Source organism: Maritalea myrionectae (assembly GCF_003433515.1).
Lineage (GTDB): Bacteria > Pseudomonadota > Alphaproteobacteria > Rhizobiales > Devosiaceae > Maritalea > Maritalea myrionectae.
In genome coordinates, this window is sequence record NZ_CP021330.1 from 155,532 (window position 1) to 171,883 (window position 16,352).

Annotated in this window: 12 protein-coding genes; 6 read left to right on the plus strand and 6 right to left on the minus strand. The window is 54.3% G+C overall.

What is annotated here, in order from left to right:
- Positions 1–7 precede the first annotated feature (7 nt).
- Positions 8–1,951: an acetoacetate--CoA ligase gene (locus tag MXMO3_RS00715; protein WP_117394621.1), complete on the plus strand. Its 1,944-nt coding sequence runs from the start codon at positions 8–10 to the stop codon at positions 1,949–1,951.
- 27 nt (positions 1,952–1,978) lie between these two features.
- Here MXMO3_RS00715 and MXMO3_RS00720 read toward each other — a convergent pair whose 3' ends face one another.
- Positions 1,979–3,079, minus strand: a complete 1,101-nt coding sequence (locus MXMO3_RS00720) for a M24 family metallopeptidase (RefSeq protein WP_084634207.1) — start codon at positions 3,077–3,079, stop codon at positions 1,979–1,981.
- A 180-nt stretch (positions 3,080–3,259) separates the two neighbouring features.
- Here MXMO3_RS00720 and MXMO3_RS00725 point away from each other — a divergent pair, with 180 nt between their 5' ends.
- The gene (locus MXMO3_RS00725; protein ID WP_027835698.1) at positions 3,260–3,442 is read left to right on the plus strand and encodes a hypothetical protein; all 183 of its coding nucleotides are present in this window, start codon (positions 3,260–3,262) and stop codon (positions 3,440–3,442) included.
- Positions 3,443–3,459: 17 nt separating this feature from the next.
- On the opposite strand, the gene MXMO3_RS00730 is transcribed toward MXMO3_RS00725, so the two are convergent.
- From MXMO3_RS00730 to hutI, 5 genes are all read right to left on the minus strand, one after another.
- Positions 3,460–5,892, minus strand: coding sequence for a hypothetical protein (locus MXMO3_RS00730; RefSeq protein ID WP_117394622.1), 2,433 nt, complete (start codon positions 5,890–5,892; stop codon positions 3,460–3,462).
- Between the two features lie 110 nt (positions 5,893–6,002).
- Positions 6,003–7,673: a urocanate hydratase gene (gene hutU, locus MXMO3_RS00735; RefSeq protein WP_117394623.1), complete on the minus strand. Its 1,671-nt coding sequence runs from the start codon at positions 7,671–7,673 to the stop codon at positions 6,003–6,005.
- Positions 7,670–8,485, minus strand: a complete 816-nt coding sequence (gene hutG, locus MXMO3_RS00740) for an N-formylglutamate deformylase (RefSeq protein WP_117394624.1) — start codon at positions 8,483–8,485, stop codon at positions 7,670–7,672. Before hutG ends, hutU begins: the two co-directional genes overlap by 4 nt.
- Entirely contained in the window at positions 8,486–10,015 is a 1,530-nt protein-coding gene (hutH, locus tag MXMO3_RS00745) for a histidine ammonia-lyase (protein WP_205468054.1), read from the minus strand. It abuts the gene before it with no gap.
- The gene (gene hutI, locus MXMO3_RS00750; RefSeq protein ID WP_117394626.1) at positions 10,012–11,229 is read right to left on the minus strand and encodes an imidazolonepropionase; all 1,218 of its coding nucleotides are present in this window, start codon (positions 11,227–11,229) and stop codon (positions 10,012–10,014) included. Before hutI ends, hutH begins: the two co-directional genes overlap by 4 nt.
- Before the next feature lie 91 nt (positions 11,230–11,320).
- Between hutI and MXMO3_RS00755 the strand changes: the two genes are divergently transcribed.
- The 4 genes from MXMO3_RS00755 to MXMO3_RS00770 all read left to right on the plus strand — a co-directional run bounded on the left by MXMO3_RS00755 (position 11,321) and on the right by MXMO3_RS00770 (position 16,344).
- Positions 11,321–12,691, plus strand: coding sequence for a formimidoylglutamate deiminase (locus tag MXMO3_RS00755; protein ID WP_117394627.1), 1,371 nt, complete (start codon positions 11,321–11,323; stop codon positions 12,689–12,691).
- A gap of 8 nt (positions 12,692–12,699) precedes the next feature.
- On the plus strand, positions 12,700–13,428 hold the full coding sequence (locus MXMO3_RS00760) for a histidine utilization transcriptional repressor HutC (protein ID WP_051213914.1): 729 nt from the start codon (positions 12,700–12,702) through the stop codon (positions 13,426–13,428).
- 67 nt (positions 13,429–13,495) lie between these two features.
- Complete coding sequence (locus MXMO3_RS00765) at positions 13,496–14,095, plus strand: response regulator (protein WP_027835705.1); 600 nt, start codon at positions 13,496–13,498, stop codon at positions 14,093–14,095.
- Positions 14,096–14,190: 95 nt separating this feature from the next.
- Positions 14,191–16,344, plus strand: a complete 2,154-nt coding sequence (locus MXMO3_RS00770) for a methyl-accepting chemotaxis protein (protein ID WP_117394628.1) — start codon at positions 14,191–14,193, stop codon at positions 16,342–16,344.
- Positions 16,345–16,352: the final 8 nt, after the last annotated feature.

The following is a 16,352-nucleotide window of genomic DNA, read 5'->3' on the forward strand; positions in this document are numbered from 1 at the left end:
AGGACAAATGCCCAATCCAGTTTTGTGGACACCGTCCAATGAACGCCAACGCGCCTCAAATCTTTATGCGTTTGCCGAAAAGACCAGGGCGCTGCATCAGTGCGCGCCGGACGATTATGATGGCCTGTTACAATTTTCAATTGATGAGCCGCAAGCATTTTACAATTCCCTATGGGATGAATTGAACATTATCGGCGAAAAGGGCGAACGCGTCCTGATCGATGATCCTGATATTCGTAAGGTACGTTTTTTTCCTGACGCCAAACTGAACTACGCTGAAAATGCCCTGAAGCAACCCGATGATCGCCTGGCGATTATTGGTCACCGGGATGATGGCACCCGCCGTGAAATAACCCGGCGGCAGCTTTATGATCTGGTGAGCCAGTTGGTGCAGGCCATGCGGGCGAAGGGCGTTGAAAAGGGTGACCGCGTTGGCGCCATCGTCACCAATGATATTGAGGCGATTGCGCTTTATTTGGCCAGCTCAGCGATGGGCGCGATTTGGGCCTCTTGCTCGCCGGATTTTGGCCCCGAAGGTGCGACCGATCGGTTGGCGCAGGTTGAGCCGAAAATCCTGTTTGCGGTGCCACATTATAATTATGCGGGTAAGCATATTGATGTTGCGCCCAGCATTAACGCGGTGGCGAAAGCTGCGGATATTGAGCATGTGGTGCTGTTGGACAATCCAAAAGCGGATGCCCAGTATGAGGTTGATGTGCAGACGCTTGATGCGTTTGTCGCGCCCTTTGCCCCTGCGGAAATCCAATTCGAGCGGATGGAATTTGATGCGCCGATGGTGATCCTTTTTTCCTCCGGCACCACTGGCAAACCCAAATGCATCATGCATCGTGGCGCGGGCTTGTTGATCCAACATTTGAAGGAATTGGTGCTGCACAGCGACGTTAAGCCAAACGACAATTTCTTCTATTTCACCACCTGCGGTTGGATGATGTGGAACTGGCTCGTTTCAGGTCTGGCGGCGGAGGCGACCCTGATCACTTTTGACGGCAACCCGTTTTACCCCAAAGCGCCTCGATTGCTGGATTTGATCGACAAAGAGCAGATCAATATTTTTGGCACCTCTGCGAAATATATCGACGCGCTGAGCAATATGAATGTAAAGCCGCGCGAGACTCATTCGTTTGCCAGCTTGCGCACCATCTTGTCGACAGGATCGCCGCTGCTGCCTGAAAACTTCGATTATGTCTATCGCGACTGGAAAGAAGACGTGCAACTGGCCTCCATTTCTGGCGGCACGGATATTTGCGGCTGCTTTATGGGCGGTGTGCCCACAAAGTCTGTTTATCAAGGGGAGTTGCAAGGTGCGCAGCTCGGCCTGGATCTCGACATTTTGGATGATGACGGGCAGTCGGTCGTCAATCAACCGGGGGAATTTGTTTGCCGCAACGCGCATATGACCATGCCCACGGGCTTTTGGGGCGACGAAAGCGGCGAAAAATATCACAGCGCTTATTTCGACAAATATGACAATTTGTGGGCTCATGGAGACTTCGTCGAAAAGACCGACAATGGCGGCTATATCATTCACGGCCGGTCAGATGCGACGCTCAATCCCGGTGGCGTGCGCATTGGCACAGCAGAGATTTATCGACAGGTGGAAACCATTGATGAAATCGAAGAGGCCATTGCGGTGGGGCAAGATTGGCAGGGCGATCAACGGGTCATCCTGTTTGTGCGCATGAAAGATGGCATCCCCTTGGATGACGACTTGATCAAACTGGTCAAAACCCGCATTCGCAAGGGGGCAACACCCCGACATACGCCCGCCAAGGTGATCGCGGTTAAAGATATTCCACGCACCCGCTCGGGCAAGATTTCAGAGATTGCCGTGCGTGATGTGATCCATGGCCGAAAGATCAAAAACACAACTGCCTTGGCCAATGTGGAGTGTTTGGAGGACTATAAAAACCTGCCCGAACTGCAGGACTAAAAAAGGGGCCATGCGGCCCCTTTTTATTTAGTTTTTGGCAATCACGACATCGCGTGAGCGTTCGGACAGCACTTCCGGACCATCGGCGCGGAGATAGACAATCTCTTCCAAGCGGACACCGAATTTGCCCGGGATATAAATGCCGGGCTCAATGGAAAACACCATGCCCTCGTCCAAAATCACATCTGATGAGGCGGAGAGATAGGGTTCTTCGTGAATTTCAATGCCAAGGCCGTGACCGGTGCGGTGGGTGAAATATTCGCCGTACCCCGCATTGGTGATCACATCGCGAGCAGCCTTATCAATATCTGATGTTTTAACGCCGGGCTTGCACGCCGCCAGCGCCGCCTGCACTGCGGCTTCCACCACGTCATGGACTTCCTGATAGTCATCGCGCAAGGTTTCAACCGCCACCATGCGGGTGATGTCGCTGGGGTAGCCTTTGGTCGTGCCGCCAATATCGACAACCACAACATCACCTGATTTAAGCACACGGTCTGAGGTGTGGTGATGTGGGAACGCGCCATTTTCGTTGGCCCCAACAATGTCAAAAACAGGTTTGGCGCCCTTGGAAATAAAATGCTCTTTCACCGCTTCTGCAACGTCGTTTTCGGTGACGCCGGGCCGCGCGGTTTTGGCCGCCACTTCTTGCGCTTCATCAGCGATTTGGGCGTTCAATTTGAGCAATTTATATTCGTCCTCGGTCTTGCGCATCCGCAAAGCGCCAACAGTGGATTTCGTGAATTGATGCGCAGCACCGTCCAACTTGTCCAGCAGGTTGAGCGCAAAATCGGCACGCATGGTTTCGTCAAGCACCACCTGCTTCACACCTGCGCCAGCGACCTTTTCAAGTGCGGCATTGAGGGCATCAAATGGTCCGTGATCGTCCGCCCATTCAAAGAACTCAATGTTCGTGTGTTCACGCACAGCGTTGGCATTAAGGGCCGGCATAACAAAAGCTTCGTTAGTTTTGCCGATCAATAACAGGCACATGCGCTCATCAGGATAGGGGGTATAACCCAAGAGCCATTGGGTGTGCGCGGTGGGGCCGAGCGCCACCAAGTCGATGTTTTGCGCCGCCATTTCCTGCCGCAAGCGCTTGAATTTTTGTGCTACGATTTCGTTCATACGTCCCCCTTGAATCCAACTGATAATCGGATACTAAAATTATTTTAGTATAAGTAATATTTATTTTTTAGCTGGTCAATGACCTTAGGGTGGGAACGCAAAATCAATTGACCAAGGTCAAACCGCGCCCGCCAAAACTGCGCTATAAAGTGCAGGCTTTATTTCAGTTGGGGGAAGAAAATGAATAAACTGATTGGCATGTTGTGGATTATTTCTGGCTCTGCAATCGCAGGGGCGCTGGTGATCGCTGTTCTGGTCACACAAATGGTGCCCAATATGGGGCTCGGCATCGCCGCTGCTGCCATTTTGGGATATGTGCTGGCCATCCCGTTTTCCTATTACTTATCTAAGAAAATCAAATAGCCAGCACTTTGTTTGGTTTATCGCGCGCGGCAAGATAGGCGGGTTGTTCCGCCTTCTTCCAACACCAGTTCTTGGTTGGTGATTTTAGCGCGCACATTGCCCCACACATTGGCAAAGCTTCCATTCACACGGGCGCGGTGCAATGCATATTGTCCATCCACCAAAGCGGTGCCCTTGTTTGGCTCAATCAACGCCACCACTTCGCGGCCAGAGCAATTGTAGCTTTTGGCCACAACGTCAGGATCAGCTCCGCCCATGCTGGGGTTAATGCGATATTCAATATCTGCATTGGTCGCAACCATTGTGGTCAAGCATCCGCCATTGGGTGAGCGCACTTCAAACCCCTGCCCCGCATTGCGCGTAAGCTGCAATCGAGCATTTGGGGGCACATCGCGCACATATTGGCGCTGGCCATTGCCCGCAATCTCATAGACTTCGACGGGCCGTCCGCGATCATTTTTGAACCCGATTGAAACCGCACGATTGCCCATCGGCTGGCTGCTGGCAGACAGGCCGCACATATAATTTGGGTCGGCCCGATAATTGTTGAGGGCCTGACGTGCCGCTGCGCTTTGAGTGGTGATATTGATGTTCACGTTTGAATCGGACTGCTGATTGATCAGATCGAAAATATTGATGATCGTATCAACTGCTTCATTGCCGGTTGTGGGGCGATCAGGGTCTACGCCGAAATCGCTGTCTCCACCATCGCCAATATCTGGTTGTGAGGGTGGGCGACACCCATTGAGGAACCGACGGATCGCTGCGCCACTGCCTTTGAGCGAATAGGTGGCCGTTTGCTCATCATTGATTGACCACCGCACAATATTGCCGAGCGCGAGTGCCCGCCACATGGGATCTCGTGTGTCGATTGCGGCGACTGGCAGCGCACCCCAATCATATCCCTCAACCGTGCGCGTGGTGGCCCGCACGCGACCATTATCGTCGCCAACGCGCCATTGCACATTGACGTTGCGACCGCTGGTCAAGCCGCGCGGAGCGGAGGCAAACATAATGCGCACCACGTCTTCTTGGGGGGTGCAGCGCGCCTCTAGTCCGATGCGATCCGTTGTCACGTCGCCAAAAACCAAGCGCAAATCACCGTCGCGACGCGATGGTGGTGTGCTCCATTTCAAGCTGGAATCGTCGGTCACATCGCCATAAACTGAAGGCCCGTTAAAGCGGGTGTTGCAAGCCTGCAAAAACTCACGCACTGGCCCGGCGCTGCCATTCAAGGATAGCGTTAGCCGATGGTTGTCGTTGGCAATTCCAGTGAAATTGGCGCCGGAGATCAACCCTTTCCACAAGCGGTCATCTGTCGATTTAGAAAAGCTCGGTGCGGGGCCGGACGCCAAGGGTGACTGGCCACGATCGCCGTTGACCACGCCATTATAGCGACCCGTTGTCCAATTGATCCGCGTGCGCCGTGGCAAATTGGCCCGCGCGGGGAACCCATCAAGATAAATGGTGGCGCGGCGTGAACCTGGTTCGCATACAGCGCTGAACCCCGTGCGGTTAAAGCTACGCGCTTTGAACTCAAGCGAGGCAATATCTTCCTCTGATTTTGGGGCGTTAAAGCGCCAAGTGTAACCAGCGCGTAGATTTGTATCCGAGGCATATTGCGGTTTCGGCGTTATGGTCACATCAAAGTTTGAGCCGCAAAGATCCAATTGGCCTTGCCCCGTAGCGCCAGATGCAAACTCCACTTCCAGATTGCCGGTGCAATTGATGCCTGAATTGTCGGCAAAAACTCGAGTCCTCGCATCGTTGCCGATATGGCGAATGATGTTCAGCTCTTCGCCATTCAGTTTGATGTCAATTATTTTATCGTCGCCGCCAGAGCGTACGGTGAGAATTTCATAATAGCGTGTCGGTTCGACATCCAAAATCACTTCGTTACCGAAAGAGCAAAGGTCAACGGTGCGCTCGAAATCGTCCGCACCGGACAAGGCTGCCGACAATTCGCCCACACATTTGAACCCAGACGGCCCGCGACGAATATCAAATTCGACGCGGTTTGAATTCGGAAATGCGGTAAATGGCTGTGGCTCTCCATCAAAACTCAGGGCGAGAATGCGGACATTATCTTGTGATGGGACGATCGTAATCGTGCGCACCGACGGGCCAGCGCCAGTGTCGCCAAAGTTGAGTGCCACTTGCCATTCTGCATCACACAAATTGAGCTGCTTGCGCAAAAAGCGGCCATTTTCAGCGATGAGCGAAAGGGTTGCATAGCATTGTGCACCGTCCTCCAGCTCAATAAAGGCATATTGATCGGCCTGTGCGACAATCTCAACCCGTTGGCCATTGATAAAGGCCGATTGCAGCTCGATTGATGCTGGATTTTTTTCGATGGTGAGAATGCGCGCTGCCGCAGCGCCGTGCACCAACAACAGAATGGAAAATATCGCAACGCCGATTTTAGCGCTGATGGAAGTGAGCCTATGCATGTCCGTCTCCTCAAGCGCCCCCGCGCTTTACCCAACCCTACTATGCATCAGCAAATTTGTCGAAATTATGTAGATGGGGCGGAAGCTTAGCGCCTCCGCCTCGGTAAAAACTAAAGAATGCCGGGCAAGTTCAATCCTTTTTCCCGCGCACACTCTTGTGCGATCTCGTAACCTGCATCGGCGTGACGCATGACGCCGGTCGCCGGGTCATTCCACAAAACACGCTCTAGACGCTTGGCCGCTTCAGGCGTGCCATCCGCCACGATCACCACGCCCGCATGTTGCGAATAGCCCATGCCCACGCCGCCGCCATGATGGATTGACACCCAAGTGGCCCCAGAAGCCGTGTTGAGCAAAGCATTAAGCAAGGGCCAATCGGACACGGCGTCCGACCCATCCTGCATGGCTTCAGTTTCCCGGTTGGGCGACGCCACGGACCCGCTGTCCAAATGGTCGCGACCAATGACAACTGGGGCGTCCAGCTCGCCATTGGCAACCATTTCATTAAAGGCCATGCCAAGGCGATGACGATCACCTAACCCCACCCAGCAAATGCGGGCGGGCAGGCCTTGGAATGAAATGCGCTCACGCGCCATATCCAACCAATTGTGCAGATTTTTATCGTCGGGCAGCAGCTCTTTGACCTTTTGATCGGTCTTGTAAATATCTTCCGGATTGCCCGATAGTGCCGCCCAGCGGAACGGTCCGATGCCGCGGCAAAAAAGCGGGCGAATATAGGCCGGTACAAAACCGGGGAAATCAAACGCATTTTCCAAGCCTTCATCCTTGGCGACCTGGCGAATATTGTTGCCATAATCGACGGTGGGAATGCCCTGGGCGTGGAAATCAAGCATGGCTTGCACCTGCACTTTCATGCTGGCACGGGCTTCTTTTTCCACCAATTTAGGATCGCTCTCGCGCTTGTCACGCCACTGCCCCATGGACCAGCCGATGGGCAAATAGCCATTAATCGGGTCGTGCGCCGAGGTTTGGTCGGTGACTATATCGGGCCGAACGCCGCGTTTGACCAATTCGGGGAATATGTCGGCCGCATTGCCCAAAAGGCCAACAGATTTCGCTTCACCGGCCTTGGTCCAGCGGTCGATCATTTCCAGCGCTTCGTCCAAGCTTTCGGCTTTTTCGTCGATATAGCGCGTGCGCAAGCGAAAATCGATGCTGTCGGGATTGCATTCCACCGCCAAACAGCAGGCCCCGGCCATCACCGCCGCGAGCGGTTGCGCACCGCCCATGCCGCCAAGACCGCCGGTCAAAATCCATTTGCCTTTCAGATCGCCGCCATAATGCTGGCGTCCAGCTTCAGCAAAGGTTTCATAAGTGCCCTGCACGATGCCTTGCGAGCCGATATAAATCCACGAGCCCGCCGTCATTTGGCCATACATGGCCAAGCCCTTCTTATCGAGCTCGTTGAAATGGTCCCAATTGGCCCATTTGGGCACCAAGTTTGAATTGGCGATCAACACGCGCGGCGCATCTTTGTGGGTTTTAAAAACGCCCACAGGTTTGCCAGATTGCACCAGCAAGGTCTCGTCGGTGTTGAGGGTTTTGAGGCTATCCACAATCTTGTCGAAATCGCCCCAGGTGCGTGCCGCGCGGCCAATGCCGCCATAAACCACCAACTCATGGGGATTTTCCGCCACGTCGGGGTCGAGATTGTTCATCATCATGCGCATGGGCGCTTCTGTGGTCCAATCGCCGCAAATCAAATCCGGGCCGATGGGCGAACGTACGGTGCGGGCATTTTTGCGTGGATTTTCGGTCATGATTGTTCTCCCGTTTGCGCAAAGGCGTTTGCCGCCTCGTTCAACAACGCTTCTAAGATCAATTTCAGGATGGGGCGCAATTGCGCGCACTTTTGGTCGTCCAGCGCCCAAGGGGCCTGCTCGGCCTTCAGGTAGGCACATTGGGCAATTTCCATTTGAAAGGCACAGATGTTTTTATCCGGTTGCCCGTAATGGCGCGTGGTCCAGCCACCCTTAAAGCGGCCATTCAAGACACTTTCAAAGCCAGACTGATTGGCGATCTCGAGGGCGCGTTTTTCCATTGCGGGCAGTACCGTCGCGCCATCATTGGTGCCCAGATTAAGGTCCGGCAGCTTGCCCTCAAACAAAAATGGCAATTCGCTGCGAATAGAGTGGCCATCATAAAGCACTGCAAAGCCATGTTCCGATTTCACTCGGGCGATTTCGTTGCGAATGGCCGCATGATAAGGCGTGTGAAAAGCGATGCGCCTCGCTTCGATTTCACCCGGGCTTGGTGCTTGCCCCTCATGATAAATCGGTTGCCCTTCAAAATCGATGGTGGGGCACAGTGTGGTGGTGTTTTGGCCGGGATAAAGCGATGCGCCTTCCGGGTCGCGGTTGGCATCGATCACATAGCGGGAGAACGTGGCGCGGATCGTGGTCGCATCCGGCATCAACCCGTCATAGACTTCATCTATAAACCAGTCTGTATCCACCAGTGCCGTGCCGCGTTCGTTTAGGCGCCCGGCAATATCGGCAGGCACAAAGGTGCCCACATGGGGAAAAGCCAAAATAAGGGGGCTTGTGCCGCGATGAAGGGCAAAGGGTTCCATCTAAACCTCCAGCGCCAGATCAATGCTGGCCCCGTCAAGCAGCGAGGGCTCACGCACCAGCGCGCCAGCCTTGACCAGATCGGGCGAGATGTAGCGGTCATCATCGAGCGCGCTCACCTCTTGCCGTACAAGTTTGATGGCCGCTTGCAGCTTCGTTGAAGTGGCAAGGGGCGCGCGCAAGCGAATGCCTTGCGTGGCAGACAGCAACTCAATGCCCAAGATGTGAGCCAAGTTCTGGTTCATCTCCAACAGGCGCCGGGCGGCGTGACAAGCCATAGACACGTGGTCTTCCTGATTGGCACTTGTGGGGGTAGAATCGACCGAACAGGGCGCTGCTTTTTGCTTGTTCTCAGACATCAGCGCCGCTGAGGTCACCTCGGCAATCATAAAGCCAGAATTGAGGCCCGGGTTTGGCGTCAGGAAAGCGGGAAGGCCAAAGGACAAAACCGGATCAACCAGCAACGCAATGCGGCGTTGCGCAATGGCGCCCATTTCCGAGATGGCCAAGGCAATCTGGTCCGCTGCAAAAGCGACCGGCTCCGCATGGAAATTGCCGCCCGATATGATTTCATCGTCGCCAACCACCAAGGGATTATCGGTCACCGCATTCGCTTCAATGCGCAAAGTGTAGCCCACTTGTCGCAACATGCCAATCACTGCGCCCATCACCTGCGGTTGACAGCGCAGGCAATATGGGTCCTGCACCCGTTCGTCATTTTCCAAATGGCTGTCGCGAATTTGCGACCCTTCCAGCAAGTTGCGCAATTGCGCCGCTGCATCGATTTGTCCCTGATGGCCGCGTAGGGTTTGGATTTTTTCATGGAACGGCGCATTTGATCCCATCGCCGCGTCGGTTGACATGGCGCCGGTGAGCAACGAAATTTTGGCCAAATGCCATGCCTCGAAAAGGCCGGCGAGCGCCAGCGCGGTGGAGGTTTGCGTGCCGTTGATCATGGCCAAACCTTCTTTGGGTCCGAGCACCACAGCTTTTAAACCTGCGCGGCGCAGCGCATCTGCACCGCTCATACGTTGGCCTTGATAATCTGCCTCGCCTTCGCCGATCATCACCGCCGTCATATGCGCCAATGGCGCAAGATCACCTGACGCGCCGACAGAACCCTGACCCGGCACAATAGGCGTGACACCTTTTTCCAGCATCTGTTCCAGCAACTCAATCAACGCCCAGCGCACACCAGACGCGCCGCGCCCCAAAGAGAGCAATTTGAGCACCATCATCAAGCGGACAATATGAGGTGCCAATGGTTCGCCCACCCCGCTGGAATGCGAGAGAATCAGGTTGCGCTGCAAAGTAGCAGTGTCCTCGACGGCAATGCGGGTTTTGGCCAGTTTGCCAAAGCCTGTGTTCACCCCATAAACCGCCGCATCGCCTTTCGCTGCCTTTGCGATGATGGCGGCGGCGCGTTCAACGTCCGGCTTGACGCTGCGGTCCAATTGCACGGGCGTGGCGGCCCGGAAAATCTCTTCTAGCTGAGTGAGGCTAACCCGCCCCGGCTGCACGATCATGCTCACAATTTTCCTCCGAAAATACGCGCTTTGAGTGGATTAAACCCAATGCGATAACTTAGTTCTGCGGGGTGTTGAATGGCCCAAAGGGCAATGTCTGCGCGCTGACCAACAGCCAGCGTGCCGCGATCATCAAAGCCGAGGGCTTTGGCCGCATTTCGCGTGGTTGCCGCCAAGCATTCATCCGGTGTCATCCGAAACAAAGTGGCGCCCATGTTCATGGTCAGCAAAAGCGACGTGAGTGGCGAGGAGCCGGGGTTACAATCGGTTGCCAAAGAAATGGGCACCTGATGATCTCGCAATAGCTGCACGGGAGGCATTTGGGTTTCACGCAAGGTATAGAACGCACCGGGCAACAGCACAGCGGTGCTGCCCGCCGCTGCCATGGCTTTGACGCCCGCTTCATCCAGATATTCCAAATGATCGGCCGAAAGCGCTTTGAATGAAGCGGCCAGAGATGCGCCGCCAAGATTGCTCAATTGTTCCGCGTGAAGTTTAACGGGCAGACCCAGTTTGGTGGCCGCGTTGAATACAACTTTTATCTGCTCGGGGGAAAAGGCAATGCCCTCGCAAAAGCCGTCAACAGCGTCGATCAGGCCCTCTTTATGCAATTGCGGCAGCATCTCTTCCGCGACCAGATTTATGTAATCGTCGGCACGACCCTTGAATTCTGGCGGCGTGGCGTGGGCACCGAGAAATGTGGTGCGCACATTGATGTCGCGCAATTCGCCAAGCTCACGTGCCGCAAGCAGCATATTGCGCTCGCTTTCAAGCTCAAGTCCGTAGCCGGATTTAATCTCGATGGTTGTGACGCCTTCGGCGATCAAGGCATCGAGGCGCGGCAGGGCGTCAGCCACGAGTTCTTCAACACTTGCCGTGCGCGTAGCTTTCACCGTTGAAATGATGCCGCCGCCAGCGCGGGCGACCTCTTCATAGCTTGCGCCCTCGAGCCGCATTTCAAATTCATTCGCGCGGTCACCACCGAAAACAATATGCGTGTGGCAATCGATAAGGCCAGGAGTGGCCAATGCGCCGTCGCATTCCCTTGTTGGCCATTCGCGATAATCGATAGGAATATCAGCAACTGGCCCCACCCAAGCGATCGTCTCACCGTCAATGGCGATGGCGCCATTTTCGATCAAACCGCCATAGTTTTCACCATTCGCCTGCATGGGTGCGACGCGCAAATTGGTCAGCACATATTGGGTTGAATTCGCCATGTGAGAGCACCTTTTTGCCGGATTTAGGATTGCGCTTTAATCGAATATGTATATGCTTAATTATATTATGTCCATACATATTAGGTGAGTAATGACTTCGCTTTTTGTCAAATCAGCATTGTTGCAAACTGGCTGGGCCCAAAATGTTCGGGTTGTGTGGGAGAAAAACCGCATCATCCAAACGGAAGCAAATACTGTCGCCCACGCGGACGATTTGGATTTGGGCGATCAAATCTTGCTGCCTGCAATTGGCAATTTGCACTCTCACACGTTCCAACGGGCCATGGCGGGGTTGACCGAATATCGCGGCGAAGACCGCGACAGTTTTTGGAGTTGGCGTCACCTTATGTATCAGTTCCTTGATCAGCTGACGCCGGGCGATCTTTATGTGATTGCCCGTTATGCCTTTATGGAAATGTTGGAAGCAGGCTATAGCGCGGTCGCTGAATTTCATTATGTGCATCATCAAGTGGGCGGCGCAGCCTATGACAGTTTGGCCGAAACATCCCATTCGATTATCCACGCGGCGCAAGATGTGGGCATTGGGCTCACTCATTTGCCCGTTTTTTATGCCTATGGCGGTGTCGATCAGCGCCCGTTGCAGGGTGGGCAAAAGCGGTTTGGCAACACGCTTTCTCAATTCGAAAAGCTGCTTGAGCAATGTAGCGATTTGCTGGGCAAAATGCCCGAAGACTATCGGCTCGGCTTGGCACCCCATTCTCTGCGCGCGGTGAGCAAAGACCAGCTCGATGCGTTGGTTGCCCTGCGCCCTCAAGATCCCATCCATATGCATATTGCCGAACAAGTTGCCGAAATCGAAGAAATCGAAGCGCAATATGGCCTGCGGCCCATGGACTGGTTGTTTGATCATGCTGAAGTGGATGAGCGTTGGTGCCTGATCCATTCAACACATTTGACGCAGGGTGAAACTCAAAAGCTGGCGCAATCTGGCGCAGTGGCGGGACTTTGCCCGATCACGGAGGCCAATTTGGGCGATGGCATTTTCAACGGCGTCGACTATTTGGGCGCGAATGGCATATTCGGCATTGGCTCTGATTCCGACATCCGCATTTCATTAAGCGAAGAATTGCGCGTGTTGGAGCATTCCCAACGTTATCGCCACAACGGTCGCGCCATGTTGGCGGCCAAAAATGGGTCGAATGGTTCAACCCTGTTCAAGGGCGCAGCCAACGGCGGTGCGCGTGCCTTGGGCCGCGATCACGGCGTTATCGCGCCGGGGAAGTTGGCGGACTTTTTCTCGCTGGATCGCGATCGCATGCTTGGGCAGGGGCTTACGGGCGACAAGCAGCTTGATCACTGGATTTTTGCCAGTGATGATCGGGCGATCGATCATGTGTGGTCCGCCGGGCGACATATGGTTGCGCGCGGTCAGCACAAAAATCATGCGTCCATTCGCTCAGACTATATTGCCTGTTTGAAAAAATTACGCGGTGACCTATAAAACGCCCCATGACAGAACGTAGCGCCGCCTCTCCCTATCTCACCATCAAAAACGATTTGCTTGCTCAAATTCGGGCCGGGCAATTGCGGCCCGGCGATGCGGTGCCGCATGAAGAAACCATTGCACAAAATTATGGCGTTGCACGGGCCACGGTCCACCGCGCATTGCGGGAATTGGCCGAAGAAGGATTTGTGGAGCGAAAGCGGCGTGCCGGCACCCGCGTTGCGGCGGCTGGTGGGCGCACCACCAAGGTGGACATTGCCTTGGTGCGCACAGAAATCGAACGCACCGGTGCACCCTACCGATTTGAAATTGTAAGCCGCAATGTGGTGCAAAATGATGCTTTTGCGCAGCGCATCTTGCGCGTATCGGCCACTCAGCCGGTGCTGCATCTGGAGGTTTTGCATTATGCTGGTGAGCGGCCCCACCAGTTGGAAGAACGCTGGATCAATTTGGATGTGGTGCCCAGCGCGAGAGATCAGGAGTTTACGGATTCCAACCCCAATGAATGGTTGATTGCAACCATGCCCTATGCCGAGGCGGAGCATAAGTTTTCGGCGCTCAACGCCAACGCGCATCAGGCACAAGCCCTTGGCGTGCCCGAAGGCGAAGCCTTGTTTGTGATCGAACGCCGCACCGCCTTGGATGCAAAAACGATCACCTATGTGCGCATGCTGCATCCGGGCCAAACCTTTGCCATGGCAGCAACAAATTTCTCTTTGTCGACAAAAAATTAACGCCCGAATGATAAGAACTTGGTTCGGCACATAGGAGTGGGATTTTGTGTGCTGATAGGGGAATCTTATGAGTTTTTTTGATGTTGCGACCAATATGGGCGGCAACAGCGCCCAGATTGCGCTGATCGATGATTTGGCGCGCGATTTGGGTTTTCGGCAGGTCACGCACTATTCCGGGTTGGTGGCAACGGAAGAATTGACTCGAAAAGTGCCGAACAATTTCTTCCTTTTTGCCAGCGATGGCGAATTAGAGCCCATTAAAACCCAAGTCCAAAATATTCGCAGCAGCCCACGGCCCCGCGTGCGCTATTCACCTCTTATTTGCTTTGTTGAGGTGCCGCTGCCCATGCTGGTTTCACAATGCATTCAAATTGGCTTTGACGATATTCTCACCCTGCCATGGGACCCTAAGCAGATGATGCCGCGTTTGCGCCGTCAGCTCAACACGCCAATCACCTACTTTGAGACGTCGACCTATTTTGGGCCGGATCGGCGTCGTTTTGGCAAAAAACGACCGTCAACGGACAAGGTTTATCATAAAAGCCAAGGCTATCGCCGCATTGATATTCGGCGCGATCTTGCTCACGGCGTGCAAATTCTTGGCGACACGACGGTGGGAAATATTTCTAAACGACATAGCCATGTCTCGTGGAGCGCCGCTGGCTAGGCTAAGCATTATTCCGTACACATGCCGGAAACAGCAATTAACCAAAGCTGCAAGATAATGACCGCATAGATTTACTCTTATTGCGAGCCATTGCCATGTTCAAATTGCCAACCTTCAATATTGCTGCCCGTTTGCCACTAGCTTTATCCATATCTGCCTTGGCCATTGGCCTTGGCGTCGGGGCCGCCAGCTTCTTTATCAGCTCCCAGACCGTCAACTCGATGACAAAAGAAAAGCTGGAAGCGATTGTCGAAAGTCGCGCGATCGCGCTTGAACGCTATTTCGCACAGGTCGAAGATGATTTGTTGTTGCAATCCAAAAATCCCACCGTCATTGAAGCCGCGAAAGATTTTGCGACCGCGTGGAGCCGCATCGAGGGAGATGCTCAAACCATTTTGCAGCAGGGCTATGTGGCGCAAAATCCATTCCCCCTTGGCGAAAAGGACAAGCTGCAACAGGCCAATCTGGGCCTTTGGTATGATAGCGTGCACGAACGATATCATAGCTATTTCAGCGAGTTGATGACCCAAAACGGGTATTATGATGTGTTCTTGTTCGACCTCGCTGGCAATCTGACCTACACAGTGGCCAAAGAAAATGACTATGCCACCAACTTCAAAGAAGGAGGTGGCCGTTGGTCTTCCTCTGACTTGGGGAAAGCCTATCGGGCGGGGGAATCGCTTGCACCGGGCCAAACCGCTTTTTTCGACATTGCGCCCTATGCGCCCAGCCAGAACTTGCCCGCGACCTTTATGTCGACCCCCTTGGTTGACAAAGCTGGCACCCGCATTGGTGTCTTGGCTTTCCAACTGCCCGTGGAAGAATTCACCACCATCATGCACGATAAAACAGGCCTGGGCCAAACAGGCGAAACCTTTATCGTTGGGGCAGATCATCTGTTTCGCAATGATTCAGACTTCACCGAAGAAAATGACATTTTGACCACCAGCCTGGACTATACAGCGATCGATGAAGCTATTCAGGGTGAACGTGGCTTCACCACCACAGATGATTATCGCGGACAAGAACTTTATTTGCTCACGGTGCCGTTTAGCTTTGGCGGGGTCAATTGGGCGGTGACTGGCGTGAAGGGCGTTGCCGAATCCAACCAACCCGTTATCGCTTTGCGCAATGCCATGATGATGATTGGGGCGGGCTTTCTCGCGGTCATTGTTGTGGCCGGGGTTCTTTTTGCCCGCACCATCACGCGCCCCATCGCGCGGCTTTCAACCACAATGAAGGACTTGGCGGAAGGCCAACTGGACGTGGAAATTGAAGGCACTGAAGGCAAAGATGAGCTCGGGGACATGGCGCGTGCTGTGGATGTGTTCAAGCAAAACGCCATCGAACGTCAACGACTTGAAACGGAAAGCGAAGCAGAGTCCAAAGCGCAGGCAAAACGTCAAGCACGGATTGAGGAGCTGATCACGCATTTCCGCACAACCGTAGGCGACGCCTTGGAGCTGGTCACCAAAAACAGCGCACAAATGACCGAAACGGCGAATATGCTCAATGACATTGCCACCAACACGTCCGGTCAGGCAGGCGATGCAGCCAATGCCTCCAAAGAAGCCTCTACCAATGTGAAAGCGGTTGCGGCGGCGGCCGAGGAATTAGCCGCATCGATTGAAGAGATTTCACGGCAGGTGTCGAAAACCAACACCATTGTCAATTCCGCTGCCGACGCCGCACAATTGACCAATGGCCGCGTCACCCGGCTTGCCGCCGCTGCGCAAAAAATTGGCGATGTGGTCGCCCTCATTCAAGACATTGCCGAACAGACAAATCTTTTGGCCCTGAACACCTCGATCGAAGCCGCACGGGCGGGCGAAATGGGCAAAGGCTTTGCTGTTGTCGCCACGGAGGTCAAATCTTTGGCCAACCAAACCGCCAGCGCCACGGAAGAGATTTCGGCCCAGATCACCGAAATTCAAGATTCGACCAAGGATGCCGTTGCCGCCATCGAGCAAATTGCGGGCACCATGACAGAGGTGACCCAGTACACAACCTCGATTGCATCCGCTGTGGAAGAACAAGGAGCCGCCACGGCAGAAATCAGCCAAAGCGTCACCCAGGCCGCGACGGGTACTGAACAGGTGGCCGGCTCCATCAACACTGTGACCAACGCCGCAGACGAGACCAACCAAAGCGCAAATCAAGTGCTGGTTGCCTCCCAGGACATGGCGCAACAGGCCAAAACGCTAAGGACCACGGTAGACCAGTTTTTGACTGAGGTCGCGGCGGCCTAGCACGCGTC

Coding starts and splice junctions, on each gene's coding strand:
- MXMO3_RS00755 (WP_117394627.1), top strand. CDS start 11,321: ATGACTTCGCTTTTTGTCAAATCAGCATTGTTGCAAACTGGCTGGGCC.
- MXMO3_RS00770 (WP_117394628.1), top strand. CDS start 14,191: ATGTTCAAATTGCCAACCTTCAATATTGCTGCCCGTTTGCCACTAGCT.
- MXMO3_RS00720 (WP_084634207.1), bottom strand. CDS start 3,079: ATGAACGAAATCGTAGCACAAAAATTCAAGCGCTTGCGGCAGGAAATG.
- MXMO3_RS00715 (WP_117394621.1), top strand. CDS start 8: ATGCCCAATCCAGTTTTGTGGACACCGTCCAATGAACGCCAACGCGCC.
- MXMO3_RS00765 (WP_027835705.1), top strand. CDS start 13,496: ATGAGTTTTTTTGATGTTGCGACCAATATGGGCGGCAACAGCGCCCAG.
- hutG (WP_117394624.1), bottom strand. CDS start 8,485: ATGGAACCCTTTGCCCTTCATCGCGGCACAAGCCCCCTTATTTTGGCT.
- hutI (WP_117394626.1), bottom strand. CDS start 11,229: ATGGCGAATTCAACCCAATATGTGCTGACCAATTTGCGCGTCGCACCC.
- hutU (WP_117394623.1), bottom strand. CDS start 7,673: ATGACCGAAAATCCACGCAAAAATGCCCGCACCGTACGTTCGCCCATC.
- MXMO3_RS00725 (WP_027835698.1), top strand. CDS start 3,260: ATGAATAAACTGATTGGCATGTTGTGGATTATTTCTGGCTCTGCAATC.
- MXMO3_RS00730 (WP_117394622.1), bottom strand. CDS start 5,892: ATGCATAGGCTCACTTCCATCAGCGCTAAAATCGGCGTTGCGATATTT.
- MXMO3_RS00760 (WP_051213914.1), top strand. CDS start 12,700: ATGACAGAACGTAGCGCCGCCTCTCCCTATCTCACCATCAAAAACGAT.